The sequence below is a fragment of the Hominisplanchenecus murintestinalis genome, from assembly GCF_943193015.1.
GTDB classification, from domain to species: Bacteria; Bacillota; Clostridia; order Lachnospirales; family Lachnospiraceae; genus Hominisplanchenecus_A; species Hominisplanchenecus_A murintestinalis.
Genome location: NZ_CALPCM010000008.1, coordinates 34,777 through 53,499, shown reverse-complemented (window position 1 = coordinate 53,499; position 18,723 = coordinate 34,777). Strand labels below are relative to the sequence as shown.

General features: G+C 47.8%; 8 protein-coding genes and 1 tRNA gene. 5 read left to right on the top strand and 4 right to left on the bottom strand.

Annotation, left to right across the window (positions count from 1 at the left end):
- Positions 1 to 126: 126 nt before the first annotated feature.
- On the top strand, positions 127 to 2,256 hold the full coding sequence (locus NFR99_RS04980) for a glycoside hydrolase family 13 protein (RefSeq protein ID WP_120480769.1): 2,130 nt from the start codon (positions 127 to 129) through the stop codon (positions 2,254 to 2,256).
- A 458-nt stretch (positions 2,257 to 2,714) separates the two neighbouring features.
- Entirely contained in the window at positions 2,715 to 7,829 is a 5,115-nt protein-coding gene (locus tag NFR99_RS04975) for an NPCBM/NEW2 domain-containing protein (RefSeq protein WP_251353012.1), read from the top strand.
- Between the two features lie 78 nt (positions 7,830 to 7,907).
- Here the strand turns inward: NFR99_RS04975 and NFR99_RS04970 are convergent, their stop codons facing one another.
- The 4 genes from NFR99_RS04970 to NFR99_RS04955 form a co-directional block, all read right to left on the bottom strand.
- Positions 7,908 to 10,298: an Ig-like domain-containing protein gene (locus NFR99_RS04970; protein ID WP_251353010.1), complete on the bottom strand. Its 2,391-nt coding sequence runs from the start codon at positions 10,296 to 10,298 to the stop codon at positions 7,908 to 7,910.
- A gap of 197 nt (positions 10,299 to 10,495) precedes the next feature.
- Positions 10,496 to 11,920 (bottom strand): pyruvate kinase, encoded by a 1,425-nt coding sequence (pyk, locus tag NFR99_RS04965; protein ID WP_120480766.1) that lies wholly within the window; start codon positions 11,918 to 11,920, stop codon positions 10,496 to 10,498.
- Between the two features lie 163 nt (positions 11,921 to 12,083).
- Positions 12,084 to 12,156, bottom strand: a tRNA-Gly gene (locus tag NFR99_RS04960).
- A 118-nt stretch (positions 12,157 to 12,274) separates the two neighbouring features.
- The gene (locus NFR99_RS04955) at positions 12,275 to 13,123 is read right to left on the bottom strand and encodes a MerR family transcriptional regulator (RefSeq protein ID WP_120480765.1); all 849 of its coding nucleotides are present in this window, start codon (positions 13,121 to 13,123) and stop codon (positions 12,275 to 12,277) included.
- A gap of 258 nt (positions 13,124 to 13,381) precedes the next feature.
- Here NFR99_RS04955 and NFR99_RS04950 point away from each other — a divergent pair, with 258 nt between their 5' ends.
- The 3 genes from NFR99_RS04950 to NFR99_RS04940 all read left to right on the top strand — a co-directional run bounded on the left by NFR99_RS04950 (position 13,382) and on the right by NFR99_RS04940 (position 18,706).
- Positions 13,382 to 15,112, top strand: coding sequence for an ABC transporter ATP-binding protein (locus NFR99_RS04950; protein ID WP_120480940.1), 1,731 nt, complete (start codon positions 13,382 to 13,384; stop codon positions 15,110 to 15,112).
- Positions 15,109 to 16,881, top strand: a complete 1,773-nt coding sequence (locus NFR99_RS04945) for an ABC transporter ATP-binding protein (protein ID WP_251353008.1) — start codon at positions 15,109 to 15,111, stop codon at positions 16,879 to 16,881. The genes NFR99_RS04950 and NFR99_RS04945 overlap by 4 nt, the downstream gene beginning before the upstream one ends.
- 67 nt (positions 16,882 to 16,948) lie before the next feature.
- A complete protein-coding gene (locus tag NFR99_RS04940; protein WP_251353006.1) occupies positions 16,949 to 18,706 on the top strand; it encodes a B12-binding domain-containing radical SAM protein in 1,758 nt (585 codons plus the stop codon).
- Positions 18,707 to 18,723 lie beyond the last annotated feature (17 nt).

Here is an 18,723-nt window from a genome sequence, read left to right as displayed (position 1 = left end):
GGCTTAAAAGCCGTCTTTTTTACGCGGAAGCGCAGTTTCCTGGTTTGTGGAAAAAATGTCTGGTTGTGCAGAAAGCAAAGATAGTATACAATAAAGGTATAAATGCAAATGGATAAAGGAGATACCATGAATCAGAGAATTACGGATATAGACTATTTAAAGAAATCAGAAACCTATGCAATGCAGATGCGTCCGGTGTTCCGCTCGGGAGGATTGTTTAGTGACGAGACAGAGAACTATGTGAGTCCGATGGAACCGGAGCCTGGCGACACCGTTACAATCCGTTTTCGGACAGTGAGGAATAATATAGATTACGTGTACTGGATTAGCGATGCGGATAGGATACTGATGGATTATGAAAAGACAGAGGGGATTTTTGACTATTACAAGATAGAAATTATCATGGGGACAGAGATTATCCATTATTATTTTGAAGTACGTATCGGGAAAATTTACTGCTTTTATAATAAAAGAGGGGTGTCTCGGAACCTTCAGGAATACTATGCATTTTCGATTGCTCCGGGCTTTAAGACGCCTCAGTGGGCGAAGGGGGCGGTCATGTACCAGATTATGGTAGACCGTTTCCGGAATGGCGATCCGACAAATACGGTGGAGGACGGGGAATATTTTTATATTGGGGACAGAGCCGTACAGGTTAAGGATTGGAATAAATATCCCGAGGGCTATATGGCTATCCGGGAATTTTACGGCGGAGACTTGCAGGGCGTGATAGACAAGATGGACTATCTGCAGGAGCTTGGTGTGGAAGTTTTATATTTTAACCCGATTTTTGTATCGCCCTCTAACCATAAATATGATATACAGGATTATGACTATGTGGATCCCCACTATGGGAAAATCGTGAAGGACGGCGGTACGGTGCTGCCGGAGGGATGCACAGACAACAGGCAGGCGAGTAAATATATCCGCCGGGTGACGAGTAAGGAAAATCTGGAGGCCAGCAACCAGTTGCTGATTCAGCTGATTGAGGAAGCGCACAGCCGGGGGATGAAGGTGATTTTGGACGGGGTATTTAATCACTGCGGTTCTTTTAATAAATGGCTGGACAGAGAGCGCATCTATGAAAACCAGGCAGGTTATGAGAAGGGAGCTTATGTGTCGGCTTCCAGTCCGTACCGGAGCTTTTTCAAGTTCAACAATATGCATCAGTGGCCGTACAATCCGTATTACGACGGCTGGTGGGGACATGATACGCTGCCTAAGCTGAATTATGAAAAGTCAGAAGAGCTTTATCAGTATATTATGGATATTGGGAAAAAATGGGTGTCGCCGCCGTTTAACGCGGATGGCTGGCGTCTGGATGTAGCGGCGGATTTAGGTTTCAGCAGTGAATACAATCATAAGTTTTGGAAAGAATTCCGTAAGGTGGTAAAGGAAGCGAATCCGGACGCTCTTATCTTGGCGGAGCATTATGGGGATGCAAGTTCCTGGCTGCGGGGCGATGAGTGGGATACAGTTATGAACTATGATGCCTTTATGGAGCCTTTAACCTGGTTTTTTACCGGAATGGAAAAGCACAGCGATGAGTACAGGGAAGATTTGCTGGGCAACCATGATGCTTTCATCGGGGCGATGAGCCATCATATGTCAAAATTCCTTGCTCCATCCCTGCTGACATCTATGAATGAGCTGTCCAATCACGACCATTCGAGGTTCCTGACCCGTACGAACCATAAAGTGGGGCGTGTGGACCGCCTGGGGCATGAAGCGGCGGCAGAGGGCATAGACAAAGCGGTGATGAGGGAGGCTATTGTGATGCAGATGACATGGCCGGGCGCTCCTACGCTGTACTATGGAGATGAAGCAGGCGCGGTAGGATTTACAGACCCGGATAACCGCAGAACGTATCCGTGGGGACAGGAAGACGTAGAGCTGATAGAGTTTTACCGGAAGATGATACAGATCCATAAAGCATATCCGGCGCTTATTCACGGTTCCCTGAAATTTCTGGAATGTCAGTGGAACAGCATTAGTTATGCCAGATTTACTCCCTATGAACAGGTTGTGGTGGTGTTTAATAATGGAAATTCTCCTTTGGAAGTCTCCCTTTCCGTGTGGGAAGTAGGTGTGCAATACGGAAGTAAAATGCAGAGGATTCTTTTGAGCAGCCGGGAAGGGGTTACAACTGAGCCGGAAGAGTACGAATGTGTGAAAGGGAAGATTGACTTGACGCTTCCGGCGAAGGCGGCAGCAGTACTTTGGAATAGAGAAGAGCCTATAAGCACGGAGAGATAAAAAGAAAACGATAGATATTTAGTAAAAAAGCGTTCCGAGATTTTGGAGCGCTTTTTTGTGTCTTTTACAGGAAATGTGTGAAGGATTTCCTGTAAAATAATCTATGTATAGAATGTGCATAAAAGCAAGAAAATGCGAATGAAAATTAGGCAAAATACACAAAAGAGCCGCAAAAAATTTATGAACTATGCTCATGGAATTTTACTAAAATAGTGATATAATAGTCTTAAATAGCAGAAAAAAATGAGATAACACAAAAATAGATAAAATATTATTGGGAAAATACCTGGATATATAAGAAAAATGCAGCATAAACACAATAATAATCACATATTTTTGATGATTTTCTGCTTATAAAAAGACTAAATGATGATTAAAGGGGGGAGATGGAAAAAGAATTAGTAAACAAAAGTGCTCATTGGATTTCTAAAATACAGATGAAAGGAGATGAAAAGCGTATGAAGAAGGGCACATGGAAGAAAAGATGGTGGATGGATTTTGGTATCGGCGTTTTATTTATGATGATGGGGGTTCTGGGAGCAGTGCAGGTGTCGGCGGCAGAGCCTGTAATTTCTACAGTCAGCGCGCCGGAGGCGGATTTGAAACTTGAATTTTGGCTGTCGGAAGGTGTTCCCTATTACCGGATACAGAGCAATGGGAAGGTACTGATTGAAGATGCGAAGCTGGGACTTAGTACTTCTTTGGGGGAACTGAAAGACGGATTTACTGCAGGTACCCCGGTTTTTGCAGAGAATGATACATCGTGGAATCCGCTGGTAGGAGAGCAGGAAACGGTTCGGGATGCTTATAAAGAAATGGAGATTGTACTGACGCACAGCAGCGGGACGGTTTTGAAATTTGCGGCGCGGGCATATGATGAGGGAATTGCGTTTCGTTATGAGCTGCCGGAAACAGAGGCGTCCTACACGATTTCTGATGAGTATACGCAGTTTTCATTTCCGGCGGGGACGATGGCAAGCGTGCATGTTGCGCAGAACCAGACAGTTCCAAAGAAAATGTCAGTGGATAGCTTTCCGGGAGGCGTGATGCAGCGGCCTATGACGCTGCAGTATGACGACGGGCAGGTGCTGACAATCTGTGAGGGAAATCTGGATAATTATGGTGTAATGGTATTAAAAAAGGATGATTCCAAGGCGAGGACGGTTAAGGCGGGATACACTAGTTATAAGCCGTCGCATCTAAATGAAACGAAAGGTCCTGATATTACGGTTTCGCCGGAAGGGCCGGGAGCTACTCCGTGGCGTGTGCTGGTAATAGGAAGAAATGAAACGGAACTTATGGAGCATTCGTCTATCGTGATGAATTTGAATGAAGAGCCGGATGAAGAAACGTATAAGTTTTCGGAATGGCTGGAAGCAGGAAGCTGTCTGCGCGCGGCTACCGGCATGAACAATGCGGCGATTAAGAACATTATAGACCAGGCAGAGAACAATGGGTTTAAGTATGTGCTTCTGGATACAGGCTGGTATGGGCCGGAGTATGATGTAAACTGTGATCCCAGGCTTGACCCGAAGAAACTCGATCCGGCTGTGCCCAGCGATAAGATTCTTCTGGATAAATATTTTTCTACAGAGGGCGGATATGACGGACAGGGAGAAGGCGTGTTCAATACCAGAGGAAATGGGTTTGATGTATACAAAGATTTAGGTACGCCGGGAAGCTTTAATACAAACGTAGATATTCCTGAGCTGTGCGAATATGCAAATGCAAAGAATATTGGAATTGTTTTGTATGTAAATGGGGTGTATTTTCCGGACTCCAGCGGAAGGAACCGTTTTACTACTGACGAACTGTTTGGATATTTTGAAAAATGGGGCGTAAAAGGCGTAAAACCGGGATTCGTGCATGTGCGGGCGCAGGATTATGAAAAATATATGGAGCACGTGATTGCGATGGCGGCAAAGCATAAGCTGGTTATGACGATTCATGACGAGTATGTAACTACCGGAATCGAACGTACATATCCGAATTTGATGCAGGTAGAAGGAATCCTGGGCGATGAAGGGATTGGAAAGAGCGCCCCACAGATAGAGGAAGATATCGCGACGCTGTTTACCCGAACTGTCCAGGGACCGGCAGACCATACTTTCTGTTATCCGGGTAAAGGAACGAAGGCGTATGCGCTGGCGTCGCCGCTGATGTTCCGGGCCGGTATGAGCGTTCTCTATTGGTATACAAACCCGGAGAGCGTACCGGAGCAGGATAAAGAGAAAATGGGATTCTGGAAGGGGATGCCAACTAACTGGAGCAGGAGCCTGTATCTGGAAGGAAAGATGTATGAATATGCGACGTTTGCCAGAAAGAGCAGAGACGGGGACTGGTATGTAGGAAGTTTATCAGCAGTTGAGCGTACTTTGAGAGTCCCCCTTGATTTCCTGGACGCGGACGCCTGGTATGTTGCAGACGTCTATGCAGATGGGGCGGATGCAGACGCCCGTGCAGGCTGGAACAGCGGGGCGAAGGCAAAGCAGATGCTGGAGAATCAAAAATATCTGGTGAACAGGGATACGGTTCTGGAACGAGGGATGAAATATGGCTATGGGTATGCAGTAAAACTAACGAAGGCATCCCGGGAAGATGTAGAAACATATCCAGAGTACAATATTTACCGGGAGAAACTTATTGCACGGATAAAAGAATTTGAGAAACTGGATGAGGGAAACTATACGACAGACTCCTGGAACATCTTTAAAACCGCGATGGAAGCTGCCCGGGGCATTCTGGAAGCAGATGAAGTTTCGGATGCTCAGCTGATGGAAGCGGCGGAAAATCTGGAGAGTGCAAAAGAGCAGCTGGCTTCCACAAAACGGGTGACAGAGCTTTTGGCAAAAGCAGAAAGGTATGTATATTACCGCTATACAACAAAGAGCTGGACGGTACTGGATGAGGCTCTGGAAGAGGCAAGGGAACTTCTGGAGGGAGCTTTTACCCAGGCAGAGCTGGATGCAGCGGCAGAGAGAATAGAAAACGCCTTTGACGGGCTGGTAAAAAATAAAAACGCGTCGGTGAAGGAAAGTGTTTATCTAAGCGATTTGGAGTATGATAAAACGAAGTCTGTCTGCGGACCGAACAACACAAGACCGGGAAATATCCGCAAGGATAAGAACCGTGCAGGCGGCACTTTGACCCTGAAAGTGGATGGCGTTGAGCGTGAATTTACGAAAGGCATGGGAGCGGATGCGCCCAGCGATGTGTATTTCAATATTTCGGGGCTGGGGCTTGATGTATTTGAAGCCTATGTGGGCGTGGATGCGGCAAAAAAAGATATGGGAGATATCGTGTTCCGCGTATACGGAGACGGAGCGCTGTTATATGAGAGCACGCCATCCGGATCAGGAGCGAATAATGCACAGTTTTTCAGCATTCCAGTGTCGAATGTCAAGGAACTGAGGCTGGAGGCCGATATGCATGGAAGCGACCAGGGTGACTGGGCAGACTGGGCGGACGCGAAGCTTATGTCCTATGTGAATCCCAATGTCTATCTGGAAGGATTGACAGTTGACGGGGAGGACTTTGATGGGTTCCGGCCAGAGAAATTTAAATATGTATACCCGGTAAGTGAACCTGATCAGATACCGATGGTAGAAGCAGTTCCGGTGAATGGAAGCGTATACTATTCTATTGAAGATGCAGAAGATATTCCCGGAAAAACGGTAGTAAAAGTGAGAAAGAGGGACGGCAGCTTTCAGGTTTATGAAATCCTGTTTGCAGAGCTGGCAGGTTCGGATTATATCAGTGATTTACCAAATGATTTCATCGTAAAAAATACACTGTACAATAAGACTGTTTACAAGGATGTTTCTGTAAAGGGGGATAAGCTTGCCATTACAGGCGCAGACGGCAGCACAGCCATGAACTTTGATAAAGGAATCGGCATTCATGCCTGTTCGTCCACGGATTCAGACGTAGTTTATAATATAGAAGGCAGAGGATATGACAGGTTTGAGGGGTATGCAGGCATTCGGTATGCGACTCATACAGAAGAGGTAAACGGCGCTTCGCCTACAGGCGTTCCGCGTTCTAAGATTAATTTTAAGATTTATGTGGATGATGAAGCAGTGCCGAGATTTGAGAGTGGTGAGATGACTTCCAGAACTCCGGCGGCTTATTACAACATAGACGTCCGGGGAGCCAGTACCCTCCGCATTGTGGCAGACGCATGTAAGGATCAGTCGGCAGATCATGGGGCGCTGTGCGGCGCCAGGTTCCTGAGCTACAGGGATATTTACAGCATTGCGGGCAGGGTAAATACCGGTAATGTGCCTGTAAGCAGCCGAAAGATTCCGGTAGAACTGTATGGAGAGGATGGTAAATTGGTAGATGAAACGCTGACGGATGCACAGGGTGTATATCAGTTTACATCGGTTTTTGCAGGAAATTATTCCGTCAGGATAGCAGCCGGAACAGATAGTATGGAGGCAGTAGTACCGGTTGCCGTGACTTCCGAAAATATTATAAATGCAGATGTGAATTTGGTTCCTCTGGAGTTTGATGTTTCGGTGGTTCCGGTAGAAGGTGCGAGAGTGTTAACAGATAAGGAAGCGGCGTGCGAGGGTGAGACGGTAACTATTTTTGTGGTAGACATTCCAGAGGATAAAGAGTTCCTGAATGTTGAGGCGAAAGGAGTTTCGGGCAGTGCGTTGGAACTGACGGAAGTTCCGGATCAGCCGGAGATACGTTTTACCTTTATCATGCCGAAACAGGACGTGCGGGTAAAGGTAAAGCTGACAGAAAATGAGGCGTTCCAGGCAGCAGTGCGGGAGGCGCAGGCAGTAGATGGGAAAATACTTGCCATCGGGGATGTGACGCTTGCAAAGAAAGCAGTGATAGAAAGCGTGAGGGCGGAGTATGAAGCATTGTCAGCACAGGCGAAAGCTCAGATAAAACAGCTGACCCTTTTGGAACTTTCCGAGTACAAGTGGAGCATTCTGGATCTGCAGAGACAGGCGGCAGAAGCACAGGCAGCAGCAGAGGAAGCCGAGCGTCTGGCAAAGGAGGAGGCAGAAAAGGCAAAGGAGCAAACGGAAGAGCTGCTAGAGAAAGCCCAGAAAGAAGCTGAAGAGGCAAGGAAAAAAGACAGGGAAGCGGCAGAAGCCGAAAGGGTAAAGGCTCAAAAAGAAGCAGAGGCTGAAAGGGCAAAAGCTCAGAAGGAGGCGGAGAACCAGAGAGCCAGGGCAGAAGAGCTGCTGAGACAGGCAATGGAACTTCAGAAGCAGGTAATAGAGCTTCAAAGACAGGCGGAAGAGTCGGCACTGAAAGCAGAGTTTAAAGCTTTAAAACCTGCAATGTCTAAAGCGGTAAGCAAGAAGAAAAAACAGATGAGCTTATCCTGGAAGAAAATAGACGGAGCAGAAGGATATATCATCCAGTATGCAGCAAAGTCCAGCTTTAAAGGGGCGAAAAAAATTACTGTGAACCAGAAAAACTCTTATGTTATCAAGAAGCTGAAAAGCAAAAAGACTTATTATGTGAAGATAACAGGATTCCGCAAAATAAATGGAGAAATGGTTTACACAGGAACCAGCGCGAGGAAGAAAGTACGCGTGAAATAGTGAAAAAAGAAAGACAGCCAGGGGGCGGTGGGAATGATTCTCGCCGCCCCCTGGCTGTTGGGGTATTATGAGAGTCGCTTAATATTCAGCGTTGCTGGCATTCCACATACAGATGTCTGTATCATAAGTACTATAGCTGCCAGTTCCGACATAATAAGTACCAGCGGGAAGGGAGGCATATGTTTTTTGTTTTTCTGCCTCGGAGGAAGGTTCTATGACAGCACCCTGCTGGTCATAAAGCTGAACATATCCAGAGTAGGACTCTAATATATAATCGGCTGTCTCTGTAATCTGGATGACTCTTGCTGTATATGCATCAGCATCAGCATACCAATCGCCGTCAGTATCATATACCGACTCTTCGGGGAGAGAATATTTGGTGCCGTCACAATCCATTGTATAGTCGCTGTCTTTGGCCGCCGGGTAACGATATGTTTCTGTAGTGCTCTGTCCGGTGGGCGTGCTTACGACAGATGCCTGAACGGCTGTGTTGATGACGCGTACAGCGGCTGAGAGCCTTACGTCTGAATATGTTCTGGTCAGGGTCATTCCGCTGAACCAGCTGCCGTTCCAGGCTTCGTGCGTATTTCCCCCGCTATTTGTTATATCGCTGGTTAGCGTATACGTTCCGGGTCTCAGATACAAAGTTGAGCCATATCCTGCCCGTTTATTATTGATATACCATGTTCTGTTAAGGCTGGCGTCTGTGTTTCCGGATATCAGGCTCACTTTATAGAGCGGCAGTGTGAAATCATATCCCGACCTGCTTGCTGTCATGGCCTGGTTTTCGATGTAATTATCAGCAAAGCCGGCAATGCTTTCTGTGCTGTCTCCATAGCTTATTTTAACGTCATATGTTCCAGGTATAAGCGTTGCAGTATAGATTCCTTTCTCATTAGTGTAGAGCCCGCCGCTATAAGCATAGCGGTTTGCGAGGTTTTTATTTATGAAGCGTACGTAAGCGTCTTCCATAGGGTTTCCCTGCGCGTCTTTAATGTACCCGCTGACGCTGATTCCCTGCGCTACGTGGAACACTGCCTGGAAGTTGCAGAAGCGCGCCGGATTTTGCGTGTCTGTTGCGCGGACAGTTACTGTGTAATCGCCGGGGGTCTTTGGATAGATAGCAATGTCGCCATCCCCGTCAATGTGCGCGCCTGAGTTTTTCGGGTCTGCGAGAATCTGACAGCGGTAGGAACCGCTTCCACCAACAATGCTGGGACTTACATACGTAGCTCCAGCGTCAGTCGATACGATATAGCGGGGAGCGGCGGCTCCTGCCATGACTGTGTCAGAACCGATGGCAAAATATATATTTTTGGTCATAGTATTTCCTAATTCGTCTACCGCGGTAAAGACAGCCTGTGTTACGCCGGGCTGTGTGGGAGTTCCGCTGATTTCCAGATAAGATTTATGCGGCGTTGCCGTCAGGCCGGCCGGGAGCCGGTTGATTGCGTACTGGCTGTATCCCATTTCCTGAGAACCAAAAGAAAAATCATCTGAAAATTCGTCCCCTACCCATCCGGTACGGACGACATCATCTGTATATGCACAGACAGGATCAAGATACTGGCATTCCAGTATTTTATTTCCCTGAAGCGCGGGGATTGAGAGGCGGATATAGCTGCCGGTATAAATGTTGTCATGCAGAGAGAGACGATAGTTTCGCTGGTCATTGGTTGAGAGGGCGGCAATTTTTACATTGCCCCTGTAAGCGCCGTTCACATATGATTTAGCATGGACGGATATCTGCCCTGCAGACAGAGAGAACGCTTTGTTTAATGAAAAGCTAATCATATTAGAATTTAGGATTTTCATTCCTGTCAGGCTTACAGAATCATTTACCGTCACCTTACAGGAAGCTTTTTTGTTTGAACCGTCAATCGCCTGGGCTGTAATGGTAGCAGTGCCGGCGCCTACGGCGCTGACTACGCCTTTTGAACTTACAGTAGCGGCTTTGGGGTTAGAAGATTTCCAGCCGACAGTTTTTACCGCCCCCTTCTTTGCTTTCACAGTTGCTTTTAATGAAAGCTTTGCTCCTTTTTCCAGGGTAGCTTTTTTCTGCTTGAGCGTTACTTTGGTGACAGGGGCTTTCATGACCTTTACAGTGATAGCGGCTTTCTTTTTCTTGTTTGATTTGGAAGTTACCGTGATTTTTGTAGAGCCCGGTTTGATGCCTTTTATGACGCCCGAAGCGCTGACAGAAGCAATTTTACTGTTTTTAGACTTGTAGGAGACTTTTTTGTTTGCCTTTTTGTTAGGCGTGGCTTTTACTGTTGTTGCCAGCTTTACTTTCTTTCCCTTTGCCACATATACAGTCTTTTTGTTTCCGGAAAGGCTGCTTGCGACAGAAACGGATTTGATTTTGACTTTTTTCTTTGCTGCTTCTGCAGATGGCGCATTGCTTAAAATGCCTGTAAACAGCATTGCAAATGCGATGAGCAGGGCGGCAATTCTCTTTCCTTTGTTCATTTTGTTTCCTCCTTGTTAAAAATAATTGAAAATTAATGAGTAGCACTTTTATGTGCTAAATAAAATTTTAATACTTTAAAACAGAAAAGTCAATAATCTAATATAGAGATAATTAAACGATAATAATCAAAAGAATCATAAAAGAGCGGAACCGTTTTGGTTCCGCTCTAACAGGATAAAGATATAGGTTTGTATCTTTAGAAATCCCCTACCACACAGGCGCGCAGGATGTTTGTCTTTCCGGGCGTCCCAAGTGGAACTCCGGCAGTCAGGATGGCGATATCGCCTTCTTCTACCAGGCCGTTCCGTTCCGCGGCCTCCACAGCATGGAGGAACAGGATTTCAGAACTGTATTCTTCTTTAATCATGATAGGCTGTATGCCCCAGCAGATGTTGAGCTGGCGGCAGGTATGCTCGGAGGTGGTGCATCCCACAATCAGGCATCCGCAATGGTATTTGGAAACCATGCGCGGAGTCGTTCCTGATTTGCTGACGGTGATGACAGCCTTTGCTTTCAGTTCGTTAGCGGTCAGACAGGCAGCGTGGGAGATGGCGGTCGTCACATCAGGGTTTTCAATATGGGTATTTTCGCGGAACATCCGCGGATAGTCGATATCGTTTTCAATGCGTTCCGCGATGCGCACCATAGTCTGCAGGGATTCCACAGGATACAGTCCGGCGGCTGTCTCACCGGAGAGCATAATGGCGCTGGTTCCCTGATAAATGGCGTTTGCCACGTCCGTGGTCTCGGCGCGGGTAGGACGTGGATGCTTTATCATAGAGTCCAGCATCTGGGTGGCCGTGATAACCTGTTTTCCGGCAGTATAAACTTTACTGATAAGCTCTTTTTGGATGACGGGAACCTCCTCTAACGGAATTTCTACGCCCATGTCTCCGCGGGCAATCATGATGCCGTCGGCGGCCTCGATAATTTCATCAATATGGTCTACGCCCTGGCGGTTCTCAATCTTTGCGATGATATGGATGAACTCACCGCCGTTTTCTTTTAAAATTTTTCGGATTTCAAGGACATCTGCGGCAGTCCGGGTAAAGGAAGCAGCGATGAAGTCAAAGCCCTCCCGGATGCCGAAGAGGATATCCTCGTAATCTTTCTGGCTGACAAAAGGCATATTCAGCTCTGCACCCGGCACATTGATTCCTTTGCGGTTAGAAATCGTCCCTCCGTTTTTTACGGTACAGATGATATCTTCGTCTGCGATTTCCCGGACTTCCATTCCGATTAGGCCATCGTCTATCAAAATGGCGTCGCCGGATTTCACATCTTTGTAAAGGTTTTTGTAAGTGATAGATACTTTCTCTTCATTGCCGGGAATGTCGGCAGTGGTCAGGGTAAAGGTCTGACCCTGTTTCAGCTCAATAGAGCCGTTTTCAAAACAGCCAATGCGGATTTCGGGACCTTTCGTGTCCAGAAGGGCAGCCACGGGACGGTCGTGTTTCCGGCGCAGTTCATCCAGAATAGTGAGGCGGGCTTTTTGTTCCTCGTGGGAACCGTGGGAAAAATTAAACCGCGCAACATCCATCCCTTCCTGAATTAAAGTTTCCAGTATCCCTTCTTTATCAGTGGAAGGTCCTAAAGTACAAATGATTTTTGTCTTTCTCATGAAAAATCCTTTCTATAAATAAAATGTAGATGTGATGACTGCCTGGAGTCATTTTTGCAATAATCAGGACAGCACCTGCCCCCTGGCTTCAGGCAGTTATCATTATACTATAGTTTCCGGAAAATAAAAGCCCCGGAATACTTAAAATCCGGGGCATAAAAAAAGCGCGAGACGGGACTCGAACCCGCGGCCTCGACCTTGGCAAGGTCGCGCTCCACCAACTGAGCCACTCGCGCATATGTGCCGTTTCGAACGGTACGTTCCATATCTTATCAAACATGGAGCGCTTTGTCAACCCCTAAAATAGAAAAAGGCAAAAAACAGTGATATGCTACTGTTTTTTGCCAATAGGATTTACCTTGCCCGGAAGCTTCTGAATCCAAAACGGAGCATGCACAGGTAAACAATGGTCATCCAGGCAGCCAATAAAATGTTTTTGCCCACAAGCCAGAAGTATAAAAAGCCTATGATGGGAATAGCCGTGTGAAAAATTGCCCAATGAATCATGCGGTAGATGCGGCTGGTTTCTTTTGGGACGTCAGCATATTCCTTTTCTAATAATTCAGGATGTGTCATTTCACATGTAATGACAGCCCCGAATCTTCCGAAACTCCGATATGCTTCATATTCTACGCCGTCAATTTCAAATTTCGGATACATTCCCTCGTGGGTAATGCACAGGTTCAAGTCATTGTCAGAAGCATACTTGCAGAGTGCTTCTGTAAACTGTGCAGGGTTCAGAGCCATATTGTCCGGTATGAAAGAAAATTCTTTTTTTGCCTCTACGTTGGCTACTTTTTTGTAATCGTTTAAGATAGTCATAAAACGTCCTCCCTTCTTTTCCATGTCCTCCATTTTTCGCAGTACTTTTTCGGTGTTCATGGAAGTGATTTCAGTGTGAAGCAGAAACTGGCACATCTGGATGGCGGCATCAAGGTCATTTTTCCTTTCCAATAGAAAATTGAGCTGTTGCTGTATGATAGAGGCCATGTCTTCACCGTTCAGAATTCGCTGGATATGCTCAAGAGAGATATCAAGTTTCCGCAGGATTTTAATCTTCTTCAAAGTCTCTATGTCCTCATCAGTGTACTCGCGGTAATCGTTTTCCTGGTTTCGGTGTGGATGCAGCAGGCCTTTCTTCTCATAAAAACGGATGTTCTGTTTCGTGATTCCTGTCAGCGCTTCGGCTTCTTTGATGCTCATTAAATGCTCCTTTCTTTCTGTTCTTGCAGTCACTATAAGGGATATAGCTGGTATAAAGTCAATAGATAATGTGCAAAAAATTAAATTTTTTTGATGAATGTGTATCTTGTAGCTGCTGTATGGTTTCTAAATTGCGGCAACCTCCCCGACAAACCGCAATTGTTATAATCAAGGTATAAAAGCGCCCTATACATTTTTGGGGATTAGTTGTATAATAGCGGAAAAAGTTGGATGAGACAAGGCTGGGTAAAGAAGATTATGTTTAAATTGAAAAGATATTTGCGGAAATATAAGAAAGAGAGCGTTATCGCCCCCATGTTTAAGATGCTGGAGGCATGTTTTGAGCTGCTCACGCCTCTGGTTATGGCGAGGATTGTGGATGTGGGAATCCGAGACAGGGATATGGGATATATTATGATGATGTGTGCCGTGATGGTGGCTTTTGGGGTGTTTGGGCTGCTGTGCTCAGCTACGGCGCAGTATTTTGCGGCAAAAGCAGCAACGGGTTTTGGGACGGCGCTTCGGGAGGATCTGTTTCGGCATGTTAACAGTTTTTCTTATACGGAGCTGGACATGATTGGGACTTCTACGTTGGTGACGCGCCTTACCAGTGATATCAATCAGGTACAGGCAGGGGTAAATCTGCTGCTGCGCCTATTTCTGCGCTCGCCGTTTATCGTTGTCGGGGCGGTAGTGATGGCGTTTGTGGTGAACGCCCGGCTGGCGTGGATTTTTGTGGTATTGGTTCCGGTGCTTTCCCTGGTGATTTATGGAATTATGCTGGCGACGATCCCATTGTATAAAAAAGTACAGAATCGTCTGGACGTGGTGCTGCGCCTTACGCGGGAGAGCCTGGCAGGCGCTAGGGTTGTACGGGCGTTTTCGAGGCAGGAGGATGAGATTCAGGACTTCCGGGAGGAGAGTGAGGGCCTGATGCATATGCAGCTTTTGGTTGGGAAGATTTCAGCACTGCTTAACCCGGCGACGTATGTGATTATCAATGCGGCGATTCTTGTCGTATTGTGGCTTGGCGGCGGGACGGTTTATTCCGGGGAATTGACCCAGGGCGGGCTGATAGCCTTGATTAACTATATGACTCAGGTGCTGCTGGCGCTGCTGGCGCTGTCGATGCTGATTGTGTCCGTGACGAAGGCTTCTGCATCGGCGGGGCGCATTAATGATGTATTTTCCCAGGCTTCGGGGATGAAGGAAGGCGGGAGTGAGACGGACATCCGGGAAGGGGAAATGAAAGTGAGCTTCCGCCATGTAGACTTTGCTTATAAGGGCGGGAAAAATGCGCTTACTGATATCCGCATGGAAGTGAAGCGGGGGCAGACAATCGGCATTATTGGCGGTACGGGTTCGGGAAAAAGTACAGTGGTGAACCTGATTCCCAGATTTTACGACGCGTCGGCAGGCGAGGTGCTGGTAGACGGTGTGGATGTGCGGGAATATCCGTTTTCACGGCTTCGTGGAAACATAGGGATTGTGCCGCAGAACGCGGTACTGTTTGCGGGAACTATCCGTGAAAATATGCAATGGGGGAAGAAGGGGGCGTCGGATGATGAGATTTACCGTGCGCTGGAAATTGCTCAGGCGAAAGAGTTTGTAGAGGCGAAGCCGGACGGACTGGAGACAATGGTTCTCCAGGGCGGGAAGAATTTTTCCGGCGGGCAGCGCCAGCGTCTTACCATTGCCCGGGCGTTGGTGGGTGAGCCGGAGATTTTGATTCTTGACGACAGCGCTTCGGCGCTGGATTTTGCCACAGATGCGAAACTGCGCCGGGCGATAGCAGCGCAGACACGGGGAATGACGGTATTTATCGTATCCCAACGCGCCGCGTCTATTAAAGATGCAGACCAGATTCTGGTGCTGGATGACGGCCGTCAGGTGGGACTGGGAACCCACAGGGAACTGTTGGAGACGTGCGGGGTATATCACGAAATCTGCATGTCCCAGTTTTCGGAAAAGGAGCTTGAAAAGTCATGAATGAGAAGAAGGAACGTTCCATAAAAAATAGAGAAATATATCGGAGAATTCTGCGTCTGATTCAGCCGTACAGGCATCTGCTGATTCTTTCATTGATATTTGCAGTGGTAAGCGTCGTGCTTACACTGTATGCCCCGGTGCTGACCGGGCGTGGGATTGATTTAGTGATAGGGAAAGGGAATGTGGACTTTGACGGCCTGCTGCCCATTCTGGTGCGCTTTGCTCTGGTTGTAGCGGCAACTGCCCTGGCACAGTGGCTGATGAACCTGTGCAACAATAAAATTACGTATCATGTCGTGAAGGATATCCGTACCCAGGCGTTTGAGCATCTTGAGGAACTGCCGCTGCGCTATATTGACAGCCGCCAATACGGCGAGATTATCAGCCGGGTAGTCGCGGATGTGGATCAGTTTTCTGACGGCCTTTTGATGGGATTTTCACAGCTTTTTACAGGAATTATTACGATTTTCGGGACGCTGGGATTTATGCTGGGAATCAATGTGGCGATTACGGTGTTTGTGGTGGTAATGACGCCGATGTCCCTGTTTGTAGCGAGCTTTATTGCACGGCGTACATTTTCTATGTTCCGCGCCCAGTCTGAGGCGCGTGCGGCAATGACGGGGCTGGTAGATGAGATGGTGGGGAATCAGAAAATTGTCAAGGCGTTTTCCTATGAAAAGGAGGCGGAGCAGCGTTTTCAGGCCATCAATGAAAAGCTGCGAACCAGCAGCCTGAAGGCGATTTTTTTCTCATCGCTGACAAATCCTTCGACGCGGTTTGTGAATAACCTGGTGTCTACGGGGGTAGCGATTATCGGTGCGGTCATGGCAATACGGGGCAGGCTTACCGTGGGGCAGCTTTCCTGCTTTGTGAGCTATGCGAATCAGTATACAAAGCCCTTTAATGAGATTTCCGGCGTGGCTACAGAGTTTCAGAATGCGGTGGTATGCGCGGGGCGGGTTTTTGATTTGATTGATGAGATGCCGCAGGCGCCGGACGCCCCGGATGCGCTGGCTCTGACGCCGGAGCGGGTGCATGGAAGCGTTGAACTTGAAAATGTGGCATTTTCTTATAAAAAGGATGCGCCTTTGATACAGAATCTGAATCTGAACGTGAAACCGGGACAGCGGATTGCTATCGTAGGACCTACCGGGTGCGGGAAAACTACGATGATTAATCTTCTGATGCGTTTTTATGACGTGGATGCGGGAGAAATCCGTGTGAGCGGGTATCCGATAAAAAGCCTGACTCGGGACAGCCTGCGGAGAAACTACGGCATGGTACTGCAGGAAACGTGGCTGAAGGCGGGCACGGTGGCGGAAAATATTTCCTACGGAAAGCCGGACGCGTCCAGAGAGGAAATTATTCAGGCGGCGAAGGAGGCGCACGCCCACGGCTTCATCTCCCGGATGCCGGACGGTTATGATACACAGATTTCCGAGTCCGGAGGTAATTTGTCCCAGGGACAGAAGCAGCTTCTTTGTATTGCCCGAGTGATGCTGTGCCTGCCGCCGATGCTGATTCTCGATGAGGCGACCTCGTCTATCGACACACGGACGGAAATCAGGATACAGAAAGCTTTCGCGCGGATGATGCAGGGACGCACGAGTTTTATAGTGGCGCACCGCCTGTCGACGATTAAGGAAGCGGATGTGATTTTGGTGATGAAAGATGGACATATCATTGAGCAGGGGAACCATGAAACGCTGCTGGCAGAAGGCGGTTTCTATGCCGAGCTGTATAACAGCCAGTTTGCCCGGAGCGTGTAAGGAGAATGTTTATTAAACCTTTAAATTTACCGGAATGGCGCGGCAAGTGTGCCGGAAAGAAGAAAGTATGAAGATTTTATTGATAGCAATCAATGCAAAATATATCCATTCGAACCTGGCGGTCTATTGTCTGCGGGCGTGTGCCGGAGAGTATCGGGAGCAGGTGGAGATTGCAGAGTATACGATTAATCATCAGAAAGAAGAGATTTTGGCAGATATTTACCGCAGAAAACCGGATGTGGCGGCATTTTCCTGTTATATCTGGAATCGGGAATATGTGGCTGGGCTGATTCGGGATTTTCACTTGCTCTGCCCCAAGGTGCCTGTCTGGGCTGGGGGGCCGGAAGTGTCTTATGACGCCGTCAGATTTCTACAGGAATATCCTCAGGCAGCGGGTGTAATGGCCGGAGAGGGGGAAAGAAGCTTCCGGGCGCTGGCGGAGATTTATGCAGGAGGGCTGGAGGCAGAGACGGAACTGGCGGGGATACCAGGGTTAATCTGGCGCAGGGCGTCAGGGGAAATCTGTGAAAATCTCCCGGCAAAACAGATGGATTTGGATGAAATTCCTTTTGTGTATGAAAGTCTTGAGGACTTTGCGCATAAGATTATCTACTATGAGAGCAGCAGAGGATGTCCGTTTTCATGCAGTTACTGTCTTTCTTCAATAGATAAGCGGGTACGTTTCCGCAGCCTGGAGCTGGTGCTTCAGGAACTGCAGTTTTTCCTGGATGCGAAAGTGCCGCAGGTAAAGTTTGTGGACAGGACGTTCAACTGCAGCCATAGCCATGCGAAGGCTATCTGGCGTTACCTGGCGGAGCACGACAATGGAATTACGAACTTCCACTTTGAAATCGCGGCGGATTTGCTGGATGAGGAGGAACTGGAGATTCTTGCCGGGATGCGTGTGGGGCTGATACAGCTTGAAATAGGCGTGCAGTCAGTAAATCCAAAGACCCTGCAGGAGATTGAACGTGTAACGGAGATTTCCAGGCTTGCGCAGAGAACAGCGTATGTCCGTGGGGGGAACAATATCCATCAGCATTTGGATTTGATTGCGGGACTCCCTTATGAAGACTATGAGAGTTTTATCCATTCTTTTAATGAAGTTTATGCTATGGCTCCGCAGCAGCTTCAGCTTGGTTTCCTGAAAGTGCTGAAGGGCTCGAAAATGCATCAGATGGCAGGGAAGTATGGGTTGGTTTACCGTCAGGAGCCGCCGTATGAAGTTTTGTATACCCGTTGGATTTCCTATGAGGAGATTCTTAAATTAAAAGGGGTTGAAGAGATGGTGGAGGTCTACTACAACAGCAGCCAGTTTGCGAACGTCCTGGAAGCACTGGAGCAGTGCTTTCCCCATCCATATGGGATGTTTGAAGCGCTTGCCCGGTATTATGAAGAAAATGGGCTTCGGGGGAGAAACCATTCCCGGATGGGACGGATGGAAATCCTGCGTTCCTTTGCGCATGAGGTGGATGCAGAGAGGGGCGCGCTGTATGATGAACTTTTGCTTTTGGATTTGTATCTGAGGGAGAACAGCAAGAGCCGTCCGGCGTGGGCGAAGGATTTATCAGCTTACAGAGAAGGGTTTCGGGAATTCTACCAGAGTGAGGCGGAAAATCACCGCTATTTGAAAGGGTATCAGGGGTATACTTCCCGCCAGATGATGAATATGACGCATGGCGAGGTGTTTTTTGAAGATGTGCTGAAAACAGGAGGCGCTTTGCCGTGCCGGGTAGTGTTTGACTACCATAGCCGCAGCCCGCTGACAGGAAATGCGGCGGTGTGGGTGCTGGCAGGGGGAGGCGCGCAGGTTTTTGAATGCTGACAGAGGAATTATGAAAT

What these genes read in the sequence shown, in the direction of transcription:
- NFR99_RS04955 (WP_120480765.1), bottom strand. Translation starts at nt 13,123, where the DNA reads ATGAGCATCAAAGAAGCCGAAGCGCTGACAGGAATCACGAAACAGAAC.
- NFR99_RS04970 (WP_251353010.1), bottom strand. Translation starts at nt 10,298, where the DNA reads ATGAACAAAGGAAAGAGAATTGCCGCCCTGCTCATCGCATTTGCAATG.
- NFR99_RS04975 (WP_251353012.1), top strand. Translation starts at nt 2,715, where the DNA reads ATGAAGAAGGGCACATGGAAGAAAAGATGGTGGATGGATTTTGGTATC.
- NFR99_RS04940 (WP_251353006.1), top strand. Translation starts at nt 16,949, where the DNA reads ATGAAGATTTTATTGATAGCAATCAATGCAAAATATATCCATTCGAAC.
- NFR99_RS04950 (WP_120480940.1), top strand. Translation starts at nt 13,382, where the DNA reads ATGTTTAAATTGAAAAGATATTTGCGGAAATATAAGAAAGAGAGCGTT.
- pyk (WP_120480766.1), bottom strand. Translation starts at nt 11,920, where the DNA reads ATGAGAAAGACAAAAATCATTTGTACTTTAGGACCTTCCACTGATAAA.
- NFR99_RS04980 (WP_120480769.1), top strand. Translation starts at nt 127, where the DNA reads ATGAATCAGAGAATTACGGATATAGACTATTTAAAGAAATCAGAAACC.
- NFR99_RS04945 (WP_251353008.1), top strand. Translation starts at nt 15,109, where the DNA reads ATGAATGAGAAGAAGGAACGTTCCATAAAAAATAGAGAAATATATCGG.